Origin of the sequence: Arthrobacter terricola, assembly GCF_004354015.1 — a bacterium.
In the GTDB taxonomy this organism is placed as follows: Bacteria; Actinomycetota; Actinomycetes; order Actinomycetales; family Micrococcaceae; genus Arthrobacter; species Arthrobacter terricola.
Window position 1 is genome coordinate 23996 of record NZ_SMRU01000025.1, and the last position, 22612, is coordinate 46607.

The following is a 22612-nucleotide window of genomic DNA, read 5'->3' on the forward strand; positions in this document are numbered from 1 at the left end:
ATTGCGCAGTGTTTTCGTGCAGCGGGAACCTTATCGGATTCCGTTTCCCGTTCTCGTCATACTCCGGATATTCCGCTGGCTTGTTTGTTTCGGGCAGTAGGGTGTTGGATGAAGTTCCCTCGCTGTCCCCCGGCGAGGGAACTTTTCGTGTTTAACGAAATCAGGGCTTTGGTGGTTCGCTCGAAGGCAGCTAGGGCGTGAGGGCGGCGACAATACGCCGAGCGATCTCGGTATGACCGGCATCGTTTGGGTGATTGCCGTCCGCAGCGTCCGGGTAACCTGAGCTGCCCTTCACGGCGACCATGGCCGGGTTCTCGCGAATGTCACCGATCTTCACGAAGCGACCACCGCGGGCCTCGCAGGCGGACTCGATCACAGAGTCAAAACCCATCGTCGTTCCGAACTGCCACGTCCCGACGCAGACGAGGACGGGCTTCGTCGCGTTCAAAGAGTCCAGGAGCGCGGCATAATCGGTACCAAACTTGCCGATGTCAGTTTTGTTCACATCGTTGGTTCCAAGCTCAACGATTACGAGGCCTGGCGAAGCGGGCGGCGTTGACATCGCTGCTACGGTGGCGGTGTTTGCGCCAGCTTTGTACACGGCTGTTGCGTCAACGGGGCCGCCCTTCTGTAGCGCCTGCACGACACGCGGCCGGAACGCCTGAGGCTGGGTCGTTGCGTTCCAGCCGTCTGTCAGCGAGTCGCCGATGAAATAAACTGACAGACTCCCATTGGCGCGGCCCTTCGCCAACGGATCGACCGGCGGCGATTGTGGCGTGAGCGTCTTATTCGCGTCATACGCCTGCTGCACCTTCTCGGAAACAGGCGGCGGCGTCTGAGCGCACCCAGAAAGGGCGAGAGCAGCAACGGCGGCAGTGATCAGGGCAAGGCGTTTCAAGGAATCCCCCAAAGAGTCAGATGGCCTAATAATACCCGCACGTGAGTGACAGTCGGAGACGAACACAGGTCGTCAGCAAGACACGACGCCAGCCCGGTCGTGCAAATAAAGAAGCCCCGGGCCTAGACCAAAGTCTGGACCCGGGGCTTCTACCTAATCAATCGGGCAGGTCGTTACTGCTGACCGTTCCACTGTTTCACCCAGCGGGAATTGTTGGATCCCCAAATAATCTTGGTGACCGGAGTCTGTTCCATGAGGATCGTCATCCGGTGGTATGCCGTCAGGACCGCGTCTTGCAGCACAGGGTCAGCTTCCAGCCGTGTCACCTTTAGGCCTTGTTCTTCGGCTTCTTCGAAGCCGATCCTCTTCCCGTGACTCTTATGCGTGGCAGCATCGTTGAAGTGCTGTGCCACTTCCGTTCCCTTGGCCTTGGGATCGGACTCGCCCTTGAACATGTAGCGCGAAAGCCAGTCGCCAACAATCTGTTCAGAGTAATCCAGCGCAGACTGGGCTTCATGAAGCACAGACGGCCCCAGGACAGCATTCACCGGAGCCCATGCATGAGCAAGGACCGGATTCTTCTGGATCTCATCCTGTGCAACTTGAAACTGCTCCACTATTGAGCGCGCCGAGTGGCTCCGCCCGGCGGAGAACTGCATCTGCGGGTCGATCGGACCAAGCTGTCCGTGCTTTGCCATGGTTATGTGATCAGACGCGAGGCTAATCATCGTTCCGGCGGACATAGCGAACGCCGGCACTACAACTTCAAAATCAGCGTACATGTGGCGAAGATAAGCAACGATGCTCTCTGCCGCATTGGTCACGCCGCCGGGCGTGTGGAGGATCAGCGTCAGACCCTTGCTGCGGTCGAAGCCGCTGATCGTGCTCATAAAGCCGTTGATGTCTTCATGAGTGATGATCAGGAATTCTTGTGGCACCTGCATCTTTTGCAGGAAGGCTGAACCATAAAATATTACGTTCCGATCGCCCTTCAACGCCGCAACATGCTGGAGAGACCGCGTGAAGCCGTCGATCATCCAAGCGTTCTTGTCTGCGACATCTTGGATGCTATCTAGCTCATCAACGAGTGCGTTCCAATTCGCCAAAGCCCTACCTACCGAAGGAGAGAGTCAGGGGCGCTGGCTTTGGCGCGAAGAACTCGGGAAAAATGGAGGTCTGCGAAAACGGCGATGCTTGCCTCACCAGCTCGGCGTACTCCGCGAACTTGCTTGTCTCTATTTCTTGCACATCCTCAAGGTTTTTGAGGTCGCCAAAATCACTCATCATAGTGCCCTTTTCTCCTGAAGCGCTTCGCGCGCTCTGTACCGTGATGATAGCCGACTTTGCTATGAGCTCAAGCACTCATCGACTTCTTGTGTCCGGTCGATCTGGGCCTGACAGGCCAGAATTCTGCCTAACGCACCCTGCGATCGATCTGCCGCCGCCTTACGCCAGTTGCTGGCACCCAGGAGTCTCGGTGGCCATCGTAATACTCTTCCGGCCACGGGATCTGCACAAGGACGTGGGCGCGCGTCCATGCGAGCGCGAAACCCGGCACCTCGTGCACGGCACCGTCGGTATACGTGAGCCGTACCCATACCGCCGGTGAGTTCGCCGGCGTGAACTTCCGCGACATGTCGACGTCGGACTCAGGCACCACGAGCGGCGGCACCCGCTGACTACGGATAGGCTCCATCAGCCGATCGTCCCATCAGGCACAGACAAAGAGGCCGCCACCCGGAGAATGGGGGAAACTCGGGATGACGGCGCTCGCTCAAAGGTACCGGCACGGATGATGCCGAACCCGGGATTTTTACGAAACCTTTACGGGCAAACCCGTCCGCGACCCCGGCAGCTAGTGGAGGATCGACGGCATGACTATGCAGAAACTCGCCTACACGCTCGAGGAAGCAGCGATGCAATGCGGATGCAGTGCTAGTACGCTCGCGTCCCAGATGGCCGATGGCAAGCTAATGGCCAGGTATGCAAACGGAGAACTGCTCATCCGGCACGAAGACCTTGCCAAATGGCTTCAAGGACTTCCGACTGGGGCTAGCGACGGCCCTGCATCCCCGAATGCCCGAATCGGTAAGAAGGAAGTCATCTCAAAATCGGAACGACCCCGGCCAGTCTTCCGAACCCCTGAAGAGGTCGCCCCAGAGCTGGGGATGAGCAAGACGGAACTCCGACGTTACTGTCGGGAGTCCGGAATCAACACCCGGCTAAGCAGCAACCGCATCATGCTCAGCCAGGACGACGTCGAACGATTGATGGAATGGGTAAGGACGCGGGGCGAAAGTGTGGGGGCGTGGGACGAAGAGGATTCTGAGCCGGATGCGTTTGCCTAGCCCTACTCCCCCAAACAGTCCCCCCACTGGGGGGATGACCAATCGAACTCCCCCCAATCAAGCGGTTTTTGCGGGTTCGATAATCCGGGCCAAAAACCCTTGCTTCCCTTTATTCATGCGGTATTATCGCCGTTGTAGCCGTTCTGGAAATGGGGTTCAAATCCCCCCGTCTCCGCGTTTTGGCCCCGGTCCTCGGACCGGGGCCTTCTTGCGTTTTGGCCGCGGCTCGCTCCCATGGGGCCCGCCCGCGGGGCTCCCGCCTACTGGCGCGAATTCATGTTGATGACTCTCGGAATTTATTTCACCCCCATACCCTCGTTGCGGTATCCGACCAAAAACGAGGGGAATTCCATGCGGTCAATGTCCAAATTCGCAATCGCGACAGCGGGGGCGGTCCTGCTGTCAGCAACCTTGCTGACCTCGCCGGCACTCGCGGCCGGAGACAACCAGGGCGGTGGGCAGTCCTCCAACGGCAACGGGCATGTTGGCAACACCGACAGCTTCAGCTTTGGAGTCATCGGCGACGTTCCCTACGGCGACGCCGAAATCCAAGCGTTCCCTTCCTACATCCAGGATCTGAACGCGCACAAGGAATTGAGTTTCGTAGCGCACGTCGGCGATATCAAAAACGGATCGTCAAAGTGCACGGACGAATACTTCAACGCCATTAAGCAGAATTTCGACAGTTTCACTTTGCCGTTGGTTTACACCCCGGGTGACAACGAATGGACCGACTGCCACCGGCCGAACAACGGAGCATATAACCCGCTGGAAAGGCTCGCCAAGGTACGCGAGGTGTTCTTCCCGAAGCCCGGATTCACGCTTGGAGCGCCCATGAAGGTGAAGTCACAGGTCCAGGAAGGTTTCCCCGAGAACGTCACTTTCCGAAAGCATCAGGTAGCCTTCACGGCCGTCAACATCCCTGGAAGCAACAACTCGACGCTGCCGTGGACAGGCCTGGGCCAGACCCAGCCCACTGCCGCCCAACTGGATGAAGTGCAAAAGCGGACCGATGCTGATATCCAGGAATTGAAAGATACTTTCCGAAAGGCACGCAACAACGGCGACCGGGCCGTCGTCGTGATGACTCAAGCGGACATGTTCGACCCCACAATCGCAGCTCCATCCCAGGCGGATTTTGGCGCATTCAAGCCCTTGGTCCAGACCCTGATCGAGGAATCGAATGCCTTCGGCGGACCCGTCTACCTGATCAACGGCGACAGCCACGTCTTCAACGAGGACTACCCCCTCGCCGCTGGCTCACCCTGGCTGTCCTTCTACGGTCAGTCCACCGCGGTGAAGAACCTGACGCGCGTCACGGTTGACGGATCGAATAATGCCAAGGACTGGCTCAAAGTCACGGTGAATCCGGAAGGCTCGGCCAACGTGATGTCGTTCGACCGGGTGCCGTTCACGCACCCGGCTTCGTAAGCTCGCGCCGAGGTCGGCTCGTTCCGGGTCGCGACGTAGGCTCGTTTCGCAGGTGCCGGAATCTCCACGGGCGGAGGTTCCGGCACCTGCGCTGTTTCCTGGCCCTATCCCTCGCTTTTCGCCGGATTTGTGACAACCCGGCGGCTGACTTCGGCCCCGGCATGGCGGTGGAGGGTGAGGCTGTCCACCGTGCTCAGGAGCATCGCAACCGCCATGGCAAGGAAGGCTCCGCGATAGGCGGACGACTGACCGCCGCCGAAGAGGGCTACATGATCAAAGAGCCGAAGGAAAAGCGCGCCCACGGCAATCCCGCCGCCAGCTGCCAATTGCACCAAGGTGGCCGAAACTGCGTTCGCTGACGGGAGTTCAGCCGGAACGATATCCGCGTACTGCACAGACGCATACGCCGAGAATCCGATCGATCGGAAGGCGCCACTCGCCAGCAGCAGGGCAAAAATCAGGGGCTCCGGAGTTGTTGCGCTAAGCATGCCGCACGCAGCAAAAGTAGCCGCGGAAGCCAAAGACGCGAAGACGAGGACGGCTTTAAACCCGAACCGCCGGATGATGGGCGTAGTAGCCGGCTTGATGCCGATGTTGCCGATGAAGACAGCGGCCACCATGGCACCGGATTTGAGGGGATCCCACCCGAAGCCGTCTTGGAACAGGAGGGGCAGCAAAAACGGCACGGAACTGATCGTCAACCGATAGACGAATCCGCCCGTCGACGTCGCACGGAAGGTGCGCGTCGCGAACACCCTGAGGTCGAAGAGCGGGGCCCTGGCCTTGAGCAGCCACCAGCTCGCGCCGGCCAGGGCCAAAGCCCCGGCCACCAAAATAAGAGTCGGGACAACACCTGAACCGTGTCCGCCGATTCCTTCCAAACCCACCACTAGGGAACCGACGCCAAAGGTTGTCAGTGTGAGACCGACCCAGTCAAGTCGCCTGGCTGCATCAGCGCCGGCGCGTGGAACGAGCTTCAGGGCTGCCAAGAAAGCGGCAACTCCCAGCGGCACGTTGACAAGAAAGATCCAGTGCCAGGAAAGGTACGTCGTGAAGGCTCCGCCGACCAAAGGCGCAAGGACCGGGGCCAGCAAACCGGGCCAAACAAGGAACGCAGTTGCCCGCAGGAGTTCCGACTTCGGCGTGCCCCGCAGCACTACGAGGGTTCCGACGGGCACCATCATTGCCCCGCCGACCCCTTGGGCTACCCGGCTTAGCGTCAACAGCGTAAGGTCCGGGCTGACGGCGCACAGCAAGGACGCCACAGTGAACACGGCGATCGCCAAACAGAAGATTCGCCGCGCCCCAAAACGTTCCGCGAGCCAACTGCTCAACGGAATTCCCATTGCCACGGTCACCAAGTACGCGGTCATGGTGATGTTGACATCCGCCGAGGCCACCCTGAAGTCCGCAGCGATGCTCGGGATGGCCGTGGTAAGGACGGTGCCATCCAGGAATTCCATGAAGAAAGTGGCCGCAACAAGCAACGCCAGGCGAGGCTGCCACCGGGACTCGGGCTGATCCACCAACTGTGCTCCGCTCATGCCGCTTGACCAAGGACGAGGGGCAGCACCCAGCCCGCTCCGGATTGCCTGAGGGCGCGCCCTGCCACTGTCATAGTCCATCGGCTGTCTGCCAGGTCATCGACGAGAAGAACACCCTGCCCGCCAATCGACGCAAGGTTCTGTTTCAGCTCAGGGTCCACTACGAGCCTGTCCCACACGCCAGCGAGCCGGTAGGCACTGTTGCCACCCCGGCTTCCCGTGGGTCCCCCGTGTTGGAGCTGAAGCGGACCAAGATAGGGCATGCGCCCAATGGAAGCGATTCCGCGAGCCAGGGAGTCCACAAGAACCGGCTTGTCTCGCGACGGAATGCTCACCACGGCCACAGGACGTCCTTGTCCGCTCCAACCAGCGGACCTACCGTCCCCGGCTGACCATTCGCGCAAAACCTGTACGCAGGCCTGAAGCATGGCGGGGTCGACTTCGCGGTCCCCAGCACCTGCAGCGAAGACCTCGCGGAGCGCGCCGCCCCACCCAAGATCTGTCAGTCGGGCGAGGACACGTCCTTCAGCCAGCAACTCGTCGAGCTTGATCTTCCCTTTGACTGGCACGCCAAGCCTGTCCATCCCACTGGGCCATTGCAACCGCGGCTCGAGGACAACACCCGCGCGCCGGAGAGTCTGGCCCGCCGCGTCGGCCGCGGCAGCAGCAACGTCCGCTGGAAACCACTGCCCCGCGCAATTGTCACAGCGGCCACAGGCCCGGGCAGACTCGTCGTCGAGGACGGCTGTGATGTATTCCATCCGACACCCGGCGGTGTCCTCGTAGATCACCATGGAGTCTTGCTCGTTCATGCGGGCCTCGGCAATCCGGGCATAACGTTCGGCATCGTAGGTCCATGGCTGTCCGGTGGACTTCCACCCTCCACCCACTCGCTCTACAGCTCCATCAACCGCAAGGACTTTCAAGAGAAGTTCCAGCGGCGTCCGGCGAAGATCCACCCGGGCCTCCAGCGCCACCGTGGACAAAGCGGAGCCAGCCTCAGCGAGGACCTGGAGGACCGTGCCCGCCTTTTCCTCCGAGGGCATGGACGCCGTAGCGAAATACTGCCAAATCTCGCGGTCCTCCGTGCCGGGCAGAAGGAGGACGTCGGCGTTGGCCGCGCCACGGCCAGCGCGGCCCACTTGCTGGTAGTAAGCCACGGGCGATGACGGCGCACCGAGGTGGATGACGAAGCCCAGATCCGGTTTGTCGAACCCCATGCCCAGCGCAGAGGTGGCAACCAGCGCCTTCACCTGGTTGTCCTTGAGGAGTTGCTCGGCCCGTTCACGATCCCCCGGATCAGTGCGGCCGGTATAGGACAGAACATTGTGGCCCGCCTCTGACAGCAATCGCGCGGTATCTTCCGCAGCAGACACGGTCAGGGTGTAAATGATCCCGCTGCCAGGCATGTCAGCCAAATGGGTCAGCAGCCAGCCAAGACGATCCCGCGAATCCGCAAGATTCAGTACCCCGAGCCGGAGCGATTCGCGGCCAAGGGCACCGCGAATGGTCAGCACGCCAGTGCCAAGCTGCTCCTCGATGTCATGGACAACGCGGGAGTTAGCCGTGGCCGTGGTTGCGAGAACCGGGACAGCCTGCGGCAGCTGTTCGATGAGATCGGCGATTCGGCGATAGTCCGGGCGGAAGTCATGACCCCAGTCCGAAATACAGTGTGCCTCGTCAATCACCAAAAGGCCGGTACGGCGAATGAGCTCCGGAAGCTGGTGCTCCCGAAACGAGGGATTGGTGAGGCGCTCCGGCGAAACCAACAGGACATCCACCTTGTCAGCGGCAAGTTGTGCCCTGACGTCGTCCCACTCGAGCTGGTTGGCCGAATTGATGGCGACGGCCCGCACGCCGGCGCGTGCGGCTGCCGCCACTTGGTCCCGCATGAGGGCGAGAAGCGGGGAGACGATAAGGGTAGGTCCCGCTCCGCGCCTCCTCAGCAACAAAGACGAAACGAAGTAGACTGCCGACTTCCCCCAGCCTGTCCGCTGAACCACCAAGGCACGCCGCCCTGCGTCGACGAGGGCCTCGATCGCTTCATACTGCCCTTCGTGAAACTGCGCCTCCGGGTTTCCCACCAATTCCCTAAGGACTTCAAGGGCTTGCCCTTGCGTGGTGGACTGCTCCGTTATCAGAGCTGCTGGGAAGGCTGCATGCGGGGTGTTGGGCATGGACTCAGTATTCCAGCACCGGCAGACAGCCAGAACCCGGGACTTCATCTATGTGGACAATTCCGTGTGGCCAAGGGTTTTCCACATAGCCGGGCCTTGGCGTAGTGCGGGTGCCGCCCCACAGTAAGATTGAGCCCGTGACTAGCGAGCAGAACAAGACATTTGACCTCTCGGCTTCTTTCAAGGCCTATGACGTTCGGGGGATCGTCGGCGAATCCATCACGGCCCCCATCGTCGAATCCGTCGGCGCTGCGTTCGTCGACGTCCTCGGCCTCGCGGGCGAGACAGTATTGGTGGGCGGAGATATGCGTCCGTCCTCCCCTGAATTCACCCATGCTTTCGCCGATGGCGCCGCCCGCCGCGGTGCGAATGTCCAACTCCTTGGCCTCATTTCCACGGACGAGCTCTACTACGCCTGCGGCGCCCTCAATGCAGCGGGTGCCACATTCACCGCGAGCCACAACCCGGCCGAATACAACGGCATCAAGATGTCCAAGGCCGGTGCACAGCCAATTTCCTCCGAGACTGGCCTCAAGGACATCCAGGCGCTCGCGGAGAGTTACCTCGACGAGGGCACCATCCCGGCCGCCGCTGTCCAAGGAACCATCGGCGCCCGTGACGTCCTCAAGGACTACTCCGAGTACCTGCGCAGTCTCGTCGACCTCAAGGGTTCCCGCCCCCTGAAGGTAGTGGTGGACGCCGGCAATGGCATGGCCGGCCTGACCACTCCAGCAGTCCTTGGGGACGAACTGCTTCCTGCCCTTCCGTTCGAGATTGTCCCCTTGTACTTCGAATTGGATGGTTCTTTCCCGAACCACCCCGCCAATCCCCTCGAGCCCGAAAACCTGCGCGACCTGCAGGCCGCGGTCGTCGAGCACGGTGCCGATATCGGCCTGGCCTTCGACGGGGACGCGGACCGGTGCTTCGTCATCGACGAGAAGGGCGAACCCGTTTCGCCATCTGCCATCACGGGCATGGTGGCACGTCGGGAAATATCCCGCGCCCGCGCCGCAGGCGAAGAAACGCCTGTCATCATCCACAACCTGCTGACCTCGCGCGCTGTTCCTGAACTCGTCGCCGAGGATGGGGGCCGCGCTGTCCGGACCCGCGTTGGCCACTCCTTCATCAAGGCAGTCATGGCCGAAGAAGGCGCCGTGTTCGGCGGAGAACATTCGGCCCACTTCTACTTCCGCGATTTCTGGAACGCAGACACCGGCATGCTCGCAGCCATGCACGTACTCGCAGCGCTTGGTGAGCAGGACGGCCCGCTGTCCGAGCTCGGCCGCCAATACGAGCCCTATGTTTCCTCCGGTGAAATCAATTCCGAAATCGAAGACAAGGCCGGTGCGATTGAGCGTGTGCAGGCCGACTTCGCCGGCGAAGACATCGACGTTGACACCATGGACGGAAGCACTTTCACGGCACGGGACGGTGGCTGGTGGTTCAACCTTCGCCCCTCCAACACCGAGCCGTTCCTGCGCTTGAATGCCGAGGCCAAGGATGTAGCCACCATGGAAAAGATCCGGGACCGCGTCCTGGCATTGGTTCGGGCTTAGCCCACGGATGGCAGGCGTGAGTTGGCGCGATTCTGTTCCTGAAGAATCTGCGAATGATCTCGAGACCTTGCTGGGATCCGGCATTGGCACGGCCCGCGAGCACCTTGAACAGCACGGTGGCTTCCTCCCGTTCGCCCTGACCGTCCTGAACGACGGCGAGGTGCGGCTCTTAATGGTTGCCCCCGACACATCGGATGCGGTCGACTCCACAACCCCCACCGCGGAAACAGCGTCCGAGGCCGAATTTGACGCGGATGCCATGTTGAACGACCTCACCGAGCTGCTGCGCCAGAACCGCGAGGAATGCCGGGCGGCAGCCTTGGTCTGCGATATCACATTGCCGGAGGAAGGGTCCGATGCCATCCACGTCGCGGCCGAACACAAGGATGGATCGGTTTTCGCCGCGCTCCTCCCTTATCGGCCGAGGCCAGGCTCTCAGTGGGAGTTCGGCGACCTTACGGCGGACACCAACAAGGCCGTGGTCTGGGTGGGCTAGACTAACCCCCTTATCCTTGATGGCATGAAGATCAACGCCTTCTCGGATGTCAGCCTGCGTGCGCTCTTGGTCTTGTCCTCCGCGCCGGCAGGTGAACTCCTGACCACCCAGAACATCGCCGACGCCGTGGGCACTCCGTACCACCACGTCAGCAAGGCTATTGTTCGACTTCGGGAACTAGGCTTGATCGACGTCGAACGCGGCCGCAACGGCGGGTCCAGGCTGAGCGCGGCCGGAAAGAAAGCCACCGTCGGCCAGATCCTGCGCAACTTGGATACCCGATCCGACCCCGCGGAATGCCAGTCTGCAAACGGCGATTGCCCGCTCATCGCGGAGTGCGGACTTCGCAGCGCCTTGGCCCGCGCGCGCGAAGCCTTCTATCAGGAACTCGACGGCGTCGTAGTCTCCTCTTTGCCAAGGCTCCGGCAAATGACGCCCGTCTTCCAAGCCATCGGGTTACGTCCCGGTTTGTAACATCTTCGTCGACTGGCAAAAACTTTCTACAGAGTGTAGAAATGACGTATAGATACTTGCATTCCAAATACAAGTATTGATTCCGGTCCGCAGGTAACCAACGGGCCACTACGACAGGAGTACCTATGCTCTCGGACAAGTCCTTCCCCGTCATCGAGGCCACGCTGCCGCTCGTCGGCTCCAGGATCGGCGACATCACCCCCAAGTTCTACGCCCGCCTCTTCGCCGCGCACCCCGAACTGCTCGACGGCCTCTTCAGCCGCTCGAACCAGCGCTCCGGCGACCAGCAGCAGGCCCTCGCCGGGAGCATCGCCGCGTTTGCGAGCCACTTGGTGAACAACCCCGGGACCTTGCCCGAGACCGTTCTGTCCCGCATCGCGCACCGCCACGCTTCACTCGGCATCACCGAGCCGCAGTACCAAGTGGTCTACGAACACCTCTTCGCCGCTATTGCCGAGGACTTGGCCGAAGTCATTACCCCCGAAATCGCCGAAGCCTGGACCGAGGTTTACTGGCTCATGGCAGACGCCTTGATCAAGCTCGAAAAAGGACTTTACGCAGCCCAGGCGAACGGCAAGATGTGGACTCCCTGGAGGGTCGCGGCGAAAACTCCAGCCGGCATCGGCTCCATGACCTTCACCTTGGCACCCGCGGACGACACTCCGGTCACAGAAGCACTGCCCGGCCAGTACGTCAGCGTCAAGGTCACCCTCCCGGACGGCTTGCGCCAGGTCCGCCAATACTCGCTTTCCGGCGACGCCGGCACCCGCCGCAGCTTCACCACCAAGATCGACGACGGCGGCGAGGTCTCCCCGGTGCTTCACAACACCGTGCAGGTCGGCGACATCCTTGAAATTTCCAACCCCTACGGCGAAATCGTCCTCAAGGAAGGCAACAACCCGGTCATCCTTGCCTCCGCCGGCATCGGCTGCACGCCTACCGCATCAATCCTGCGCTCACTCGCCGAAACCGGAACGGACCGCCAGGTGCTTGTCCTTCACGCCGAGAGCACCCTGGACAGCTGGGCCCTGCGCAGCCAGATGACGGACGACGTCGAACGCTTGGACGGCGCGGAACTCCAGCTCTGGCTGGAGGAACCGCAGTCCGGTTCCAAAGCAGGGTTCATGTCGCTTCGCGAAGTGGACCTGCCCGCCGACGCCTCGCTCTACTTGTGCGGACCTCTCCCGTTCATGAAGCACATCCGCAATGAGGCCATCAACGCCGGAATCCCGGCCACGAAGATCCACTACGAAGTCTTCGGCCCGGACATCTGGCTGGCTAACTAATACAGCCCGTACGACGACGGTCCCGCACCCTTTCGCAAAAAGGTGCGGGACCGTCGTCGTACTTTAACCCTAGAGGCCTGGTGGTCTAGGCCAGGCGGGCCTTCAGCCCTTCAAGCTCGGCCAGCAAAGCGGCCGGGATGGACTCGCCGAACTTTGCGTACCATTCCTCGATGGACGCCAGTTCGGTCTCCCACTCGGCGGCGTCGACGCGGACTGCGGCTTCCACCTCGGCGGGCGTCATGTCGAGGCCCTCGAGGTCGATCGACTCACCGGTCGGAACAAATCCGATGGGGGTCTCGACGGCGTCGGCCTTGCCTTCGAGGCGCTCGATAGCCCACTTGAGGACGCGGGAGTTGTCGCCGAAACCGGGCCACGCAAAGCCACCCTCAGCCGTGCGGCGGAACCAGTTGACCAGGAAAATCTTGGGCAGCTTGGCCGGGTTGGCCTTCGCCGACAGGTTGACCCAGTGGTTCAGGTAGTCGCCTGCGTCGTAGCCGATGAACGGCAGCATGGCCATGGGGTCGCGACGCACAACGCCGACGGCGCCGGCTGCAGCAGCGGTGGTTTCGGAGGAGAGCGTGGAGCCCATGAAGATGCCGTTGGACCAGTCGCGGGCCTCGGTAACCAGCGGGATGGTGGTCTTGCGGCGACCGCCGAACAGGATCGCGGAAAGTTCCACGCCTTCCGGGCTGAAGTACTCTTCGGCCAGCATGTCGATCTGGTCGATCGGGGTGCAGAAGCGGGAGTTCGGGTGCGCGGCCGGCTTGCCGGACTCGGGGGTCCACTCGTTGCCCTGCCAGTCGGTCAGGTGCGCCGGCGTTTCCTCGGTCATGCCTTCCCACCAGACGCCGCCGTCGTCGGTCAGCGCGACGTTGGTGAAGATGCTGTTGCCCTTGGCGATGGCGCGCATCGCGTTCGGGTTGGTGCCCCAACCGGTACCCGGTGCGACGCCGAACAGGCCGGCTTCAGGGTTGACGGCCCGGAGTTCGCCTTCCTTGCCGAAGCGCATCCACGTGATGTCGTCGCCGAGGGTCTCGACCTTCCAGCCCTTGATGGTGGGATCAAGGAGGGCCAGGTTGGTCTTGCCGCAAGCCGAGGGGAACGCCGCGGAGACGTAGTAGGTCTTCTGCTCGGGCGAGGTCAGCTTGAGGATGAGCATGTGCTCTGCCAGCCAACCTTCGTCGCGCGCCATGACGGATGCGATGCGCAGCGCGTAGCACTTCTTGCCCAGGAGCGCGTTGCCGCCGTAGCCCGAACCGAAGGACCAGATGGAACGCTCTTCCGGGAAATGCACGATCCACTTGTCCGGGTTGCACGGCCAAGCCACATCTTCCTGGCCTGCTTCGAGCGGTGCGCCGAGGGAGTGCAGGGCGGGAACGAAGAACGCGTCAGTCTGGGTAATGCGGTCCAGGACGTCGCTGCCGATGCGGGCCATGATGCGCATCGAGGCAACGACGTAGGCGGAGTCGGTAATCTCGACGCCGAACTTGGGATCCTCGGCATCCAGGTGGCCCATGACGAACGGGATGACGTACATGGTGCGGCCGCGCATCGAACCGGCGAAGAGCCCGCGAAGCTTCTTCTTCATCTCGGCCGGAGCCATCCAGTTGTTGGTGAAGCCGGCGTCGTGCTCTTTCTCGGAGCAGATGAAAGTCTGCTCTTCGACGCGGGCAACGTCCGCGGGGTCGGAGAACGCCGCGAAGGAATTCGGGAACGTCTCCGGGTTCAGCCGCTTCAGCGTTCCCGCCTCAACGAGCTCGTCAGTCAGCTTCTTGTTTTCTGCTTCGCTGCCGTCAACCCAGTGGATGCGGTCCGGCTGTGTCAGCTCGGCTACTTCCTCGACCCAGGCCAAGAGGCGTGCGTGCGTAGTAGGTGCCTTCTCAAGCAACGGCAGTCGCGCCAGATCGCCCATCGTAGTTCCCTTCCTCGGGTTCAGTGGTGTGTCCTAAATGCTAGGGGTCGCGGAGTAGACCAATCTGGGTTGGGACGTGGGATCTCTAGACCATTTCTGAGCAAAACCGCTAAAAATCAAGGATCTTGTGCAGAGCGGCGCCAAATTTAGTGACCAAGGTCACATAGACCGGTATAGTTAGGGAGATTACATCCCGTCGATTTGGCAGGGGCGGGGATCTCGCGTAAAGTTTATTGAGGTTCGAGGGGGAACGAGTTTGGAACTCTCGAGAATCGCCAAGATGCGCCCATAGCTCAGCTGGATAGAGCGTCTGTCTACGGAACAGAAGGTCAGGGGTTCGAATCCCTTTGGGCGCACAAAATGAAAGACCCGCACCGACTTGGTGCGGGTCTTTTTTCGTTAAGTTTCGGAGTTGGCGGGGTTATCGGGGAGGGGTTATAGGACAAAACGGGCGCGGACCAAGCCCGCTCCTGACCCTGTTTGGCCCGGCCAAGACCCCAAAAGCCGGCGAGTCCCCGTGTCGCAGAGGCCTATCAAATCCAAAGAGGGTCAGGACCACGCCCGCGACAAGGCAACACCCAAGGCAAACACCCGCTCAGCTCGCGACGGCCTCGCTGATCCGGCGGCGGATTCCGTCGAAGTGGCGGTTGAGCAGCTCGGAGGCCGAGGGTTTGTCGCCCGCGGCGACGGCGGTGTAGATCTTTCGGTGCATGGCCGCGGTGGCTACCAGGTCCTCGTTGGCGGAGCCGATTTCCACGTGGATCTTCCGGTAAACCTTCCAGAAAACGCCCATGAGGTTGATGAGGAGTTCGTTGTTCAAGGGTTCGAACAGGCGACGGTGGAACTCGGCATCGGCCGCCACGAAGTTCTCGCCCTCGCCGGCAAGCTCTTCCATTTGCTTGACGCATTCCTCGATGGAGACGAGCTGCTCGGCCGTCATGACGTCCATGGATGAGCCGATCAGGCCGGATTCGAGGGCTTGGCGCACGTCTACGAGCTGCAAAGCCTCAAGGCCCTGGTGGCGGAGGGACAAGCGGCCGCGGAACGTCAAGCCGTCGGCGAGCGCATCGAAGTTGCTGGGTGCGACGAACATGCCGAATCCATGGCGGATCTCGATTACGCCCAGCGCCTGCAGCACCTTGAGGGATTCGCGAAGGGTATTGCGTCCCACTCCCAAGGCCACGGAGAGTTCGTTTTCGGTGGGCAGCGGGTCCCCGGCTTCGAGCTCGCGCTCGAGGATCAGTTCCATAATGTCCGATTGGAGGGCCCTGAGCCGGGCCTGTGCGCTGAACCGCGCCTGCGGTACGACACCGGAAGTGGTCATGGCTCTCCTTGCAACGTGCGGTGTTAATGTTGTGGTGAGCCTACGCCCACCGCGCTTAGTCTGCTTCGCAACATACAATATCGGATGTCCCATCTCCCAGATAGATGCTGGCGCCGATTTTACGTAAACCGCTCAGGACGGGCGGCCCACGCAACCCATATCTCGCTTGACGACTCCATGTGACCACCCTTACAGTTCTTTTACGAGCATCGGATGTCCTACGTCCGATAACCTGGAAACTTGAATGGTGAGGCATCTCTTATGAGCAACACGATTAACAAACTGCCGCTGGTCAATGACGCCAGCCGCCGCAACTTCCTCAAACTGAGCGGAGCAGTGGGCGCTGCGGCAGCATTCACTGCCAGCCTTTCCGCCTGCGGTGGACCTGCCGCGACCAGCACCAGCGGAGCGAGCAACACGGCGTCCGTGAACAAGGACCTCACCATTGAAGCCGGCATCTCCTACGCCCTTTCCACCGGCTTCGACCCCCTCACGTCCTCGGGCGCCACCCCCTTGGCTGCCAACCTGCACGTCTTCGAAGGACTCGTGGAGCTGCACCCGGCCACCCGCGAGCCGTACAACGCCTTGGCGGCCAGCGACCCCAAGAAGGTCAACGACACCACGTACCAAGTGACCATCCGGGACGGCGCCAAGTTCCATAACGGCTCCCCCGTCACCACGGATGACGTGGTCTACTCCTTCACCAGGGTGATGGATCCGGCCAACAAGTCGTTGTTCTCGCAATTCATTCCGTTCATCAAAGACGTCAAGGCCGTGGACGCGAAGACCGTGGAGTTCGCCTTGAAGTACCCGTTCCCGGGCTTCGGACCGCGAATCTCCGTGGTCAAGGTGGTCCCGAAGGCCCTGGCTTCGACGGACCAGAAGGGATTCGATGCGAAGCCCGTGGGTTCCGGCCCTTACAAGTTGGTCTCGGCGGCCAAGGACGACAAGATCGTCTTCGAGGCCTTCGCCGACTACAACGGCCCGAAGCCCGCCCTCGCGAAGGGCATGACCTGGCTGCTGCTTTCCGACGCCGCTGCCCGCGTCACGGCTGCCCAGTCCGGCCGTGTCCAGGCGATCGAAGACGTCCCCTACCTGGACATGGATGGCCTCAAGTCCAAGACACGGGTTGAATCCGTTCAGTCGTTCGGGCACTTGTTCCTGATGTTCAACTGTGCCAAAGCACCGTTCGACAACAAGCTGGTCCGCCAGGCCCTCCACTATGGGCTGGACAAGGACGCGATCATCAAGAAGGCCCTGTTTGGCAACGCCAAGGCCGCGTCGTCGTACTTCCAAGAAGGCCACCCGGACTACGTCAAAGCCAAGAATGTCTACGGCTACGACGCCCAGAAAGCCGCAGACCTCCTCAAGCAGGCGGGTGTAAGCAACCTGGAGTTCGAGCTCCTCACCACGGATACCGCGTGGGTCAAGGACGTCGCTCCGCTGATGCTCGAGTCCTGGAACAAGATCCCGGGCGTGAAAGTCACGGCAAAGAACCTCCAGTCCGGCGCTTTGTACTCCGACAGGGTCGGCAAGGCCGATTTCACCGTAGTCGCGGCCCCCGGCGATCCTTCCGTTTTCGGAAACGACGCCGATCTGCTCTTGAGCTGGTTCTACTCCGGCCCCACGTGGATGGCCAAGCGCGCGTACTGGACCACTCCGGAAAGCACCACCCTTCAGAACCTCATGGACAAGGGCTCACAGGCCGCACCGGCCGAGGCCAAGCAGATCACCGGCCAGATTGTCGACCTCGTTTCCGAGGAACTCCCGCTGTACCCGATCTTCCACCGCCAGCTCCCCAGTGCATGGGACGAAAAGAAACTTTCAGGTTTCAAGCCGCTGCCCACCACGGGCCTGTCCTTCATCGGCGTCGGCCGCACAGCCTAGCCCGGAGAACACGGAGAACACATTGGTCATGATATTGCGCCTGCTCGGGCGCAGGCTCGCGGCATTGCCCTTGATGATCCTGGGCATCACGCTGCTGGTCTTCCTCGTCCTTCAAGCTGCCCCGGGCGACCAAGCAAGCTCGGCCCTCGGGGATGCCGCGAGCGAGGAAGCCAAGCAGCAGTACCGCCAGGAAAACGGACTGAACGATCCCCTTTTCATCCAGTACTTCCGCTTCCTCGGCAGGCTCCTCCACTTGGACCTCGGGGTCACCACTCCGCCGTCCAAATCGGTAGCGGCGATGATCGCTTCGGCGTTCCCGCTGACACTTGAGCTGACCTTCCTCGGCGTGATCATCGCCGTCGTCCTCTCCCTGGTGTTCGGCATCATCGGTGCGCTCTACCGGGACAAATGGCCGGACCAGCTCGTCCGGATCTTCTCCATCGCCGCCATCGCGACCCCGTCGTTCTGGCTAGGCATCCTGCTCATCCAATGGTTCGCGCTCGGCGACAACCCGATGTTCCCCTCGGGCGGCATCGCGACGCCGGAATCCGGCTTCGGCGGTTGGCTCAACTCCATGGCGCTGCCGGCCCTCGCGCTCGGCATCCCGGTCTCCGCGTCACTGATCCGCGTGGTCCGCACTTCCATGGTCGAAGAGCTGGACCGCGACTACGTCCGGACAGCCATCGGCAATGGCGTCCCCTACCGCGAGGTGGTTTCCCGGAACGTCCTCCGCAACGCGCTCGTCACTCCGGTGACCGTGCTGGGACTCCGCGTCGGCTACCTCCTGGGTGGCGCCGTCGTGATTGAAATGATTTTCGCCCTTCCGGGAATGGGCCAGTTGATCCTCAACGGCATCACCAACCTGGACGTCAACCTGGTCCAGGGCGTGGTCCTCACCATCTCGGTCACGTTTGTCCTGGTGAACATCGTGGTGGACCTCCTGTACTTGCTTATCAACCCCCGAATCAGGACGGTATAGCCATGCGCAGCAAACTTGCTGAACGGCTCAGCGCCCCGGGCCTCCGCTTCAAATCCCTTCCGTGGGGATCTCGCTTTGCCCTGTTGTTCCTCGTTCTCATTGGACTGGCGGCGATCTTCGCACCTGTGATCGCACCGCACGATCCCTTGGAAACCTTCATTCCGGCACAGGCGCCGGACTCCGACCACTTCTTCGGCACCGACCGCCTTGGCCGCGATGTGTTCTCCCGCCTGCTTTACGGCTCGCAGTCCTCCCTCATGATCGGCCTTGGTGCCGTGGGGCTCGCGATCGTCCTTGGCGCCGTGCTCGGCTCGCTCGCCGCGACCTCCAGCAAGGCAGTCAACGAGGTCATCATGCGCGTCATGGACATCCTGATGGCGTTCCCCGGCATCGCCCTCGCGGCAGTGTTGCTGGCCGCGTTCGGCAACTCGGTTCCCACCATCATTGTCGCGATCGCGATCATCTACACCCCGCAGCTCGCCCGGGTGGTCCGCGCAAACGTGCTCTCCCAATACGGCGAAGACTACGTCCGCGCCGAACGGGTCATGGGTGCCGGCCGCGCGTACATCCTGCTCAAGCACATCGTCCGCAACACCGCCGCCCCGGTCCTCGTTTTCGCCACAGTCATGGTGGCCGACGCCATCATCCTCGAAGCCTCGCTGTCCTTCCTGGGAGCGGGCGTGCAGGATCCCGCGCCGTCGTGGGGCAACGTCATCTCCTACGGCCGCAACCTGGTCCTGTCCGGAGGCTGGTGGGCCACCACGTTCGCCGGCCTCACCATCCTGCTGACCGTCCTGGCGCTCAACATCCTCGCCGAAGGCCTCACCGACGCCATGGTGAACCCCAAGCTGCGCAAGGCACCGATCGTGAAGGACGACGACGGCTCAGCCGCTGTTGTGGCGGGCGCCGCGGTGGCGGGCGCCGCCGTCGACACCGAAATCGCGACGTCGGTGGCCCAGCCTTCCGTCGTGGAACAGCACGAGCTCGACGGCGTCCGGCCCGCCAGCGGCGACGCGCCCACCGAGTATTCAACACTGGTACTGGACGAGCCGCAGGGTCCAAATTCCTTGCTCGACCGTGAATTGGCGCTGCTCGCATCCATCGAAGCAAAACGCACGGACCGACTACCCCAGGTCCCGGCGAGCGCCCGCAACGTGCTGGAAGTCAGGAACTTGTCCATCCGTTTCCCCGGCCGTTTCGGCAGTACGGCGATCGTGGACAACGTCTCCTTCACCGTCCGCGAAGGCGAAACCATGGGCCTCGTGGGCGAGTCCGGTTGCGGCAAGTCCATCACGTCCCTGGCCATCATGGGCCTCCTGCCCAAGACCGCCGAAATCACCGGATCCATCATGTTCGACGGCAAGGAACTCCTCGATTCGAGGTCCAAGCACAGCAACCCCAAGGCGTACCAGGGCGTCCGCGGCGAACAAATCGCCATGGTCTACCAGGACGCGTTGAGCTCGCTCAATCCGTCCATGAAGATCAAGGAGCAAATGACCCAGCTGACCAAGCGCGGCGGCCGCAAGACACCCGCCGAACTGCTCGAAATGGTCAAACTGGATCCCGTCCGCACCCTCGCCAGCTACCCGCACGAACTCTCCGGCGGCCAACGGCAAAGGGTCCTCATCGCCATGGCGCTCTCCCGGTCGCCCAAGATCGTGGTGGCCGACGAACCCACCACCGCCCTGGACGTCACCGTCCAGAAGCAAGTGGTGGAGCTGCTCAACGAACTGCGCGAACAGCTCGGATTCGCCATGGTCTTCGTCAGCCACGACCTCGCACTGGTAGCCTCCCTGGCCCACCGGATCACGGTGATGTACGCCGGACAAGTCGTGGAATCCGCGCAAGCATCCCAGCTCCTGCAGAACCCGCGCCACGAGTACACGCGCGGCCTGCTGGGCGCCGTCCTTTCCATCGAGGCCGACGCCGCCCGGCTCCACCAGATCCCCGGCACCGTTCCGTCCCCTCGCGACTTCGCCGCCGGCGACCGTTTTGCGGCGCGCTCGTTGAGGCCCGACGCCGACCCGAACCAACAATTGGTCCTCACCGCCGTCGACCCCTCGGGTAACGGCGCCGGAAGCGACCACTACTGGGCGAGCCACCTGAAGGAGGACGCAAAGTGACTGATTCCCGACGGGACCTCCCGGGCACGCCGGTCATCGAACTCAAGGACGTCAAGGTCTACCACCGCGCCCGCACCGGCGGCCTGTTCCGGCCCAACATCGTCAAAGCGGTCAACGGCGTGGACTTCAGCATCAGCCGCGGCGAAACCGTGGGCATCGTCGGCGAGTCCGGCTGCGGGAAGTCCACCCTCGCGTCCGTCCTCGTGGGACTGCAAGCGCCGACGTCGGGCCAAGTGCTGTTCCACGGGAAACCTGCCATCAAACGCAATGCCCGCATGCGGAAGGAATTCGGCCGGGCCGTGTCCGTCGTGTTTCAGGACCCGTCGACGGCCCTCAACCCGCGCATGACCATCGAGGACATCCTTACCGATCCCCTGCAGGTCCACGGCATCGGCACCGCGGCGTCCCGCTCGTCCAAAGTGAAGGAACTGCTGGCACTCGTCGGTTTGCCGCAATCGGCAGCCGAGGTAACGCCGTCGCACGTTTCCGGCGGCCAGCGCCAGCGCGTGGCGATCGCCCGGGCCCTCGCGCTCGAACCGGACATCATCGTGGCGGACGAGCCGACCTCGGCCCTCGACGTCTCCGTCCGGGCCCAAGTCCTCAACCTCCTGTCCGACCTGAAAACCCAACTGAATCTCGGCATGGTGTTCATCTCTCACGACATCCAGACCGTCCGCTACGTCTCCGACCGCATCTGCGTCATGTACTTCGGACAAATCGTGGAAGAAGGCCCTGCCGCCCAAGTGTTCGACAACCCCGGCAACGACTACACCAAGAAGCTGCTCGGCGCCGCGCCCAGCCTGCTCCAGACCTAAGTTTTTCCCTTCCAGATCCAAACAACGGAGATTTCTGTGTCTACTCAGTTCCAGGGCGTCATCCCCCCGGTCATCACTCCCCGCCACACCGACGGCCGCATCGACACCACGTCCCTGAAGAACGTCACCCAACACCTGCTCGACGGCGGCGTGACAGGCCTTTTCGTGCTGGGCTCCTCCGGCGAAGTCCCCTACATGACCAACGAAGAACGCGAACTCGTAGTCACGACGGTCGCCGACGCCAACGCCGGCGCGGTGCCGCTCATCGTCGGAGCCAACGAACAAACCACCAACCGTGTCATCGAAGAAGCCAAGAAGGTCATCGACCTCGGAGCCGATGCGATCGTGGTCACCTCGATGTACTACGCCATCGGCAACGTCCAGGAAACCGACACCCACTTCCGCAGCATCCACGCCGCCGTCGACAAGCCGATCTTCGCCTACGACGTCCCCGTCCGCACCCACTTCAAACTCCCCGCCGACCTCCTCGCCCGCCTCGGCCGCGACGGCGTCATCACAGGCGTCAAAGACTCCTCCGGCGACGACGTCTCCTTCCGCCAACTCCTCCTCGCAGCCAAGGACATCCCCGACTTCGACATCTTCACAGGCCACGAAGTCGTCGTGGACGGAGCCCTCCTCGGCGGCGCCCAGGGCGTAGTCCCCGGCCTCGGCAACGTAGACCCCGCCGGCTACCGCCGCCTCTACGACGCCGCCCAAGCCGGAGACTGGACCACCGCCGCCGCCGAACAGGACCGCCTCGCCGACCTCTTCGAGATCGTCTACACCCCTAAAGGCCGCGTCTCCGGCGGCGCAGCAGGACTGGGCGCCTTCAAGACCGCCCTCCAACTCATGGGCGTCATCGAATCCAACACCATGAGCGCCCCGATGCCCTCCCTGAACCCCGAAGAAACGGAAGCGATCCGCGCGATCCTGAAGCGGAACGGCCTGGTTTAGCTACCTCGCGTTAGGCGCCTTGGTTGGGTTGCCGTGGAGGGGTCGTTCAGCGGGTCGCCTTGGTTGGGTTGCCGTGGCCGGGTCGTGTCACAGGACCAGTTTTGCCGTCCCTTAGACACCTCCCGCCATGCAGCTCCGGTCGCTGGGCGACCTGCACAGCATTCTGGTCGGCGATGCGGGACTACACAAAACCGTCCCTGCGACCCTCGGCTCGGAATGTCACCTTGCGGATCGGGAGCCCCTTCGGGTCGGTCAGTCGGCGCGGCGGCCGTTCGCGGACGTCGGAAAACCGCGCCCGCGGTGACCCGACCGCAAAAGTGCCGAGTGGGTTGTTTTGCGTAGGCCCGCATCGCCGACCAGAGCCGCATGGACGTCGCTCAGCGACGGGAATGCGGCGTCGGGAGGTGT

Annotated in this window: 18 protein-coding genes and 1 tRNA gene; 12 read left to right on the top strand and 7 right to left on the bottom strand. The window is 62.3% G+C overall.

Features of this window, described 5'->3' with window-relative positions; all coding sequences use genetic code 11:
* Positions 1-190: 190 nt before the first annotated feature.
* From E1809_RS18985 to E1809_RS18995, 3 genes are all read right to left on the bottom strand, one after another.
* A complete protein-coding gene (locus E1809_RS18985; RefSeq protein ID WP_165962392.1) occupies positions 191-898 on the bottom strand; it encodes an SGNH/GDSL hydrolase family protein in 708 nt (235 codons plus the stop codon).
* Positions 899-1071: 173 nt separating this feature from the next.
* Positions 1072-1935: an SDH family Clp fold serine proteinase gene (locus tag E1809_RS18990; RefSeq protein ID WP_133205804.1), complete on the bottom strand. Its 864-nt coding sequence runs from the start codon at positions 1933-1935 to the stop codon at positions 1072-1074.
* A 73-nt stretch (positions 1936-2008) separates the two neighbouring features.
* On the bottom strand, positions 2009-2260 hold the full coding sequence (locus E1809_RS18995; RefSeq protein ID WP_133205805.1) for a hypothetical protein: 252 nt from the start codon (positions 2258-2260) through the stop codon (positions 2009-2011).
* Between the two features lie 512 nt (positions 2261-2772).
* Here E1809_RS18995 and E1809_RS19000 point away from each other — a divergent pair.
* Together E1809_RS19000 and E1809_RS19005 are read left to right on the top strand one after the other, a co-directional pair.
* A complete protein-coding gene (locus E1809_RS19000) occupies positions 2773-3246 on the top strand; it encodes a helix-turn-helix domain-containing protein (protein ID WP_133205806.1) in 474 nt (157 codons plus the stop codon).
* 360 nt (positions 3247-3606) lie between these two features.
* Positions 3607-4677 (top strand): metallophosphoesterase family protein, encoded by a 1071-nt coding sequence (locus E1809_RS19005; protein WP_133205807.1) that lies wholly within the window; start codon positions 3607-3609, stop codon positions 4675-4677.
* Between the two features lie 104 nt (positions 4678-4781).
* On the opposite strand, the gene E1809_RS19010 is transcribed toward E1809_RS19005, so the two are convergent.
* Both E1809_RS19010 and E1809_RS19015 read right to left on the bottom strand, forming a co-directional pair.
* On the bottom strand, positions 4782-6221 hold the full coding sequence (locus E1809_RS19010; protein ID WP_133205808.1) for an MFS transporter: 1440 nt from the start codon (positions 6219-6221) through the stop codon (positions 4782-4784).
* Complete coding sequence (locus tag E1809_RS19015; protein ID WP_133205809.1) at positions 6218-8398, bottom strand: RecQ family ATP-dependent DNA helicase; 2181 nt, start codon at positions 8396-8398, stop codon at positions 6218-6220. Before E1809_RS19015 ends, E1809_RS19010 begins: the two co-directional genes overlap by 4 nt.
* A 137-nt stretch (positions 8399-8535) precedes the next feature.
* Between E1809_RS19015 and E1809_RS19020 the strand changes: the two genes are divergently transcribed.
* The 4 genes from E1809_RS19020 to E1809_RS19035 all read left to right on the top strand — a co-directional run bounded on the left by E1809_RS19020 (position 8536) and on the right by E1809_RS19035 (position 12210).
* A complete protein-coding gene (locus E1809_RS19020; protein ID WP_133205810.1) occupies positions 8536-9954 on the top strand; it encodes a phosphomannomutase/phosphoglucomutase in 1419 nt (472 codons plus the stop codon).
* Positions 9955-9961: 7 nt separating this feature from the next.
* Entirely contained in the window at positions 9962-10450 is a 489-nt protein-coding gene (locus E1809_RS19025) for a hypothetical protein (protein ID WP_133205811.1), read from the top strand.
* A gap of 24 nt (positions 10451-10474) precedes the next feature.
* Entirely contained in the window at positions 10475-10924 is a 450-nt protein-coding gene (locus tag E1809_RS19030) for an RrF2 family transcriptional regulator (RefSeq protein WP_133205812.1), read from the top strand.
* Positions 10925-11049: 125 nt separating this feature from the next.
* The gene (locus E1809_RS19035; RefSeq protein ID WP_133205813.1) at positions 11050-12210 is read left to right on the top strand and encodes a globin domain-containing protein; all 1161 of its coding nucleotides are present in this window, start codon (positions 11050-11052) and stop codon (positions 12208-12210) included.
* 85 nt (positions 12211-12295) lie between these two features.
* Here the strand turns inward: E1809_RS19035 and E1809_RS19040 are convergent, their stop codons facing one another.
* Positions 12296-14122, bottom strand: coding sequence for a phosphoenolpyruvate carboxykinase (GTP) (locus tag E1809_RS19040; RefSeq protein ID WP_133205814.1), 1827 nt, complete (start codon positions 14120-14122; stop codon positions 12296-12298).
* Between the two features lie 282 nt (positions 14123-14404).
* Here E1809_RS19040 and E1809_RS19045 point away from each other — a divergent pair.
* Positions 14405-14478: transfer RNA gene (locus tag E1809_RS19045), tRNA-Arg, on the top strand.
* Positions 14479-14717: 239 nt separating this feature from the next.
* Here the strand turns inward: E1809_RS19045 and E1809_RS19050 are convergent.
* The gene (locus E1809_RS19050; protein WP_133205815.1) at positions 14718-15446 is read right to left on the bottom strand and encodes a FadR/GntR family transcriptional regulator; all 729 of its coding nucleotides are present in this window, start codon (positions 15444-15446) and stop codon (positions 14718-14720) included.
* Positions 15447-15707: 261 nt separating this feature from the next.
* On the opposite strand from E1809_RS19050, the gene E1809_RS19055 reads away from it, so the two are divergent.
* Genes E1809_RS19055 through E1809_RS19075 form a run of 5 tightly spaced genes read left to right on the top strand, consistent with a single transcriptional unit; the run spans position 15708 to position 22204 of the window.
* Complete coding sequence (locus E1809_RS19055; RefSeq protein WP_133205816.1) at positions 15708-17333, top strand: ABC transporter substrate-binding protein; 1626 nt, start codon at positions 15708-15710, stop codon at positions 17331-17333.
* 22 nt (positions 17334-17355) lie between these two features.
* Positions 17356-18312 carry an ABC transporter permease gene (locus tag E1809_RS19060; protein ID WP_133205817.1) on the top strand — a complete coding sequence of 319 codons (957 nt, stop codon included), beginning with the start codon at positions 17356-17358 and terminating at the stop codon, positions 18310-18312.
* A 2-nt stretch (positions 18313-18314) separates the two neighbouring features.
* The gene (locus E1809_RS19065) at positions 18315-20435 is read left to right on the top strand and encodes a dipeptide/oligopeptide/nickel ABC transporter permease/ATP-binding protein (RefSeq protein WP_133205818.1); all 2121 of its coding nucleotides are present in this window, start codon (positions 18315-18317) and stop codon (positions 20433-20435) included.
* Entirely contained in the window at positions 20432-21250 is an 819-nt protein-coding gene (locus tag E1809_RS19070) for an ATP-binding cassette domain-containing protein (RefSeq protein ID WP_133205819.1), read from the top strand. The genes E1809_RS19065 and E1809_RS19070 overlap by 4 nt, the downstream gene beginning before the upstream one ends.
* 36 nt (positions 21251-21286) lie before the next feature.
* Positions 21287-22204: a dihydrodipicolinate synthase family protein gene (locus E1809_RS19075; protein WP_133205820.1), complete on the top strand. Its 918-nt coding sequence runs from the start codon at positions 21287-21289 to the stop codon at positions 22202-22204.
* Positions 22205-22612 lie beyond the last annotated feature (408 nt).

Bases quoted from the DNA above. Each gene is read 5' to 3' on its own strand.
- E1809_RS19015 (WP_133205809.1), bottom strand. From the start codon at position 8,398: ATGCCCAACACCCCGCATGCAGCCTTCCCAGCAGCTCTGATAACGGAG.
- E1809_RS19005 (WP_133205807.1), top strand. From the start codon at position 3,607: ATGTCCAAATTCGCAATCGCGACAGCGGGGGCGGTCCTGCTGTCAGCA.
- E1809_RS19055 (WP_133205816.1), top strand. From the start codon at position 15,708: ATGAGCAACACGATTAACAAACTGCCGCTGGTCAATGACGCCAGCCGC.
- E1809_RS19025 (WP_133205811.1), top strand. From the start codon at position 9,962: ATGGCAGGCGTGAGTTGGCGCGATTCTGTTCCTGAAGAATCTGCGAAT.
- E1809_RS18990 (WP_133205804.1), bottom strand. From the start codon at position 1,935: ATGATCGACGGCTTCACGCGGTCTCTCCAGCATGTTGCGGCGTTGAAG.
- E1809_RS19050 (WP_133205815.1), bottom strand. From the start codon at position 15,446: ATGACCACTTCCGGTGTCGTACCGCAGGCGCGGTTCAGCGCACAGGCC.
- E1809_RS19030 (WP_133205812.1), top strand. From the start codon at position 10,475: ATGAAGATCAACGCCTTCTCGGATGTCAGCCTGCGTGCGCTCTTGGTC.
- E1809_RS19040 (WP_133205814.1), bottom strand. From the start codon at position 14,122: ATGGGCGATCTGGCGCGACTGCCGTTGCTTGAGAAGGCACCTACTACG.
- E1809_RS19035 (WP_133205813.1), top strand. From the start codon at position 11,050: ATGCTCTCGGACAAGTCCTTCCCCGTCATCGAGGCCACGCTGCCGCTC.
- E1809_RS19010 (WP_133205808.1), bottom strand. From the start codon at position 6,221: ATGAGCGGAGCACAGTTGGTGGATCAGCCCGAGTCCCGGTGGCAGCCT.
- E1809_RS19000 (WP_133205806.1), top strand. From the start codon at position 2,773: ATGACTATGCAGAAACTCGCCTACACGCTCGAGGAAGCAGCGATGCAA.
- E1809_RS19065 (WP_133205818.1), top strand. From the start codon at position 18,315: ATGCGCAGCAAACTTGCTGAACGGCTCAGCGCCCCGGGCCTCCGCTTC.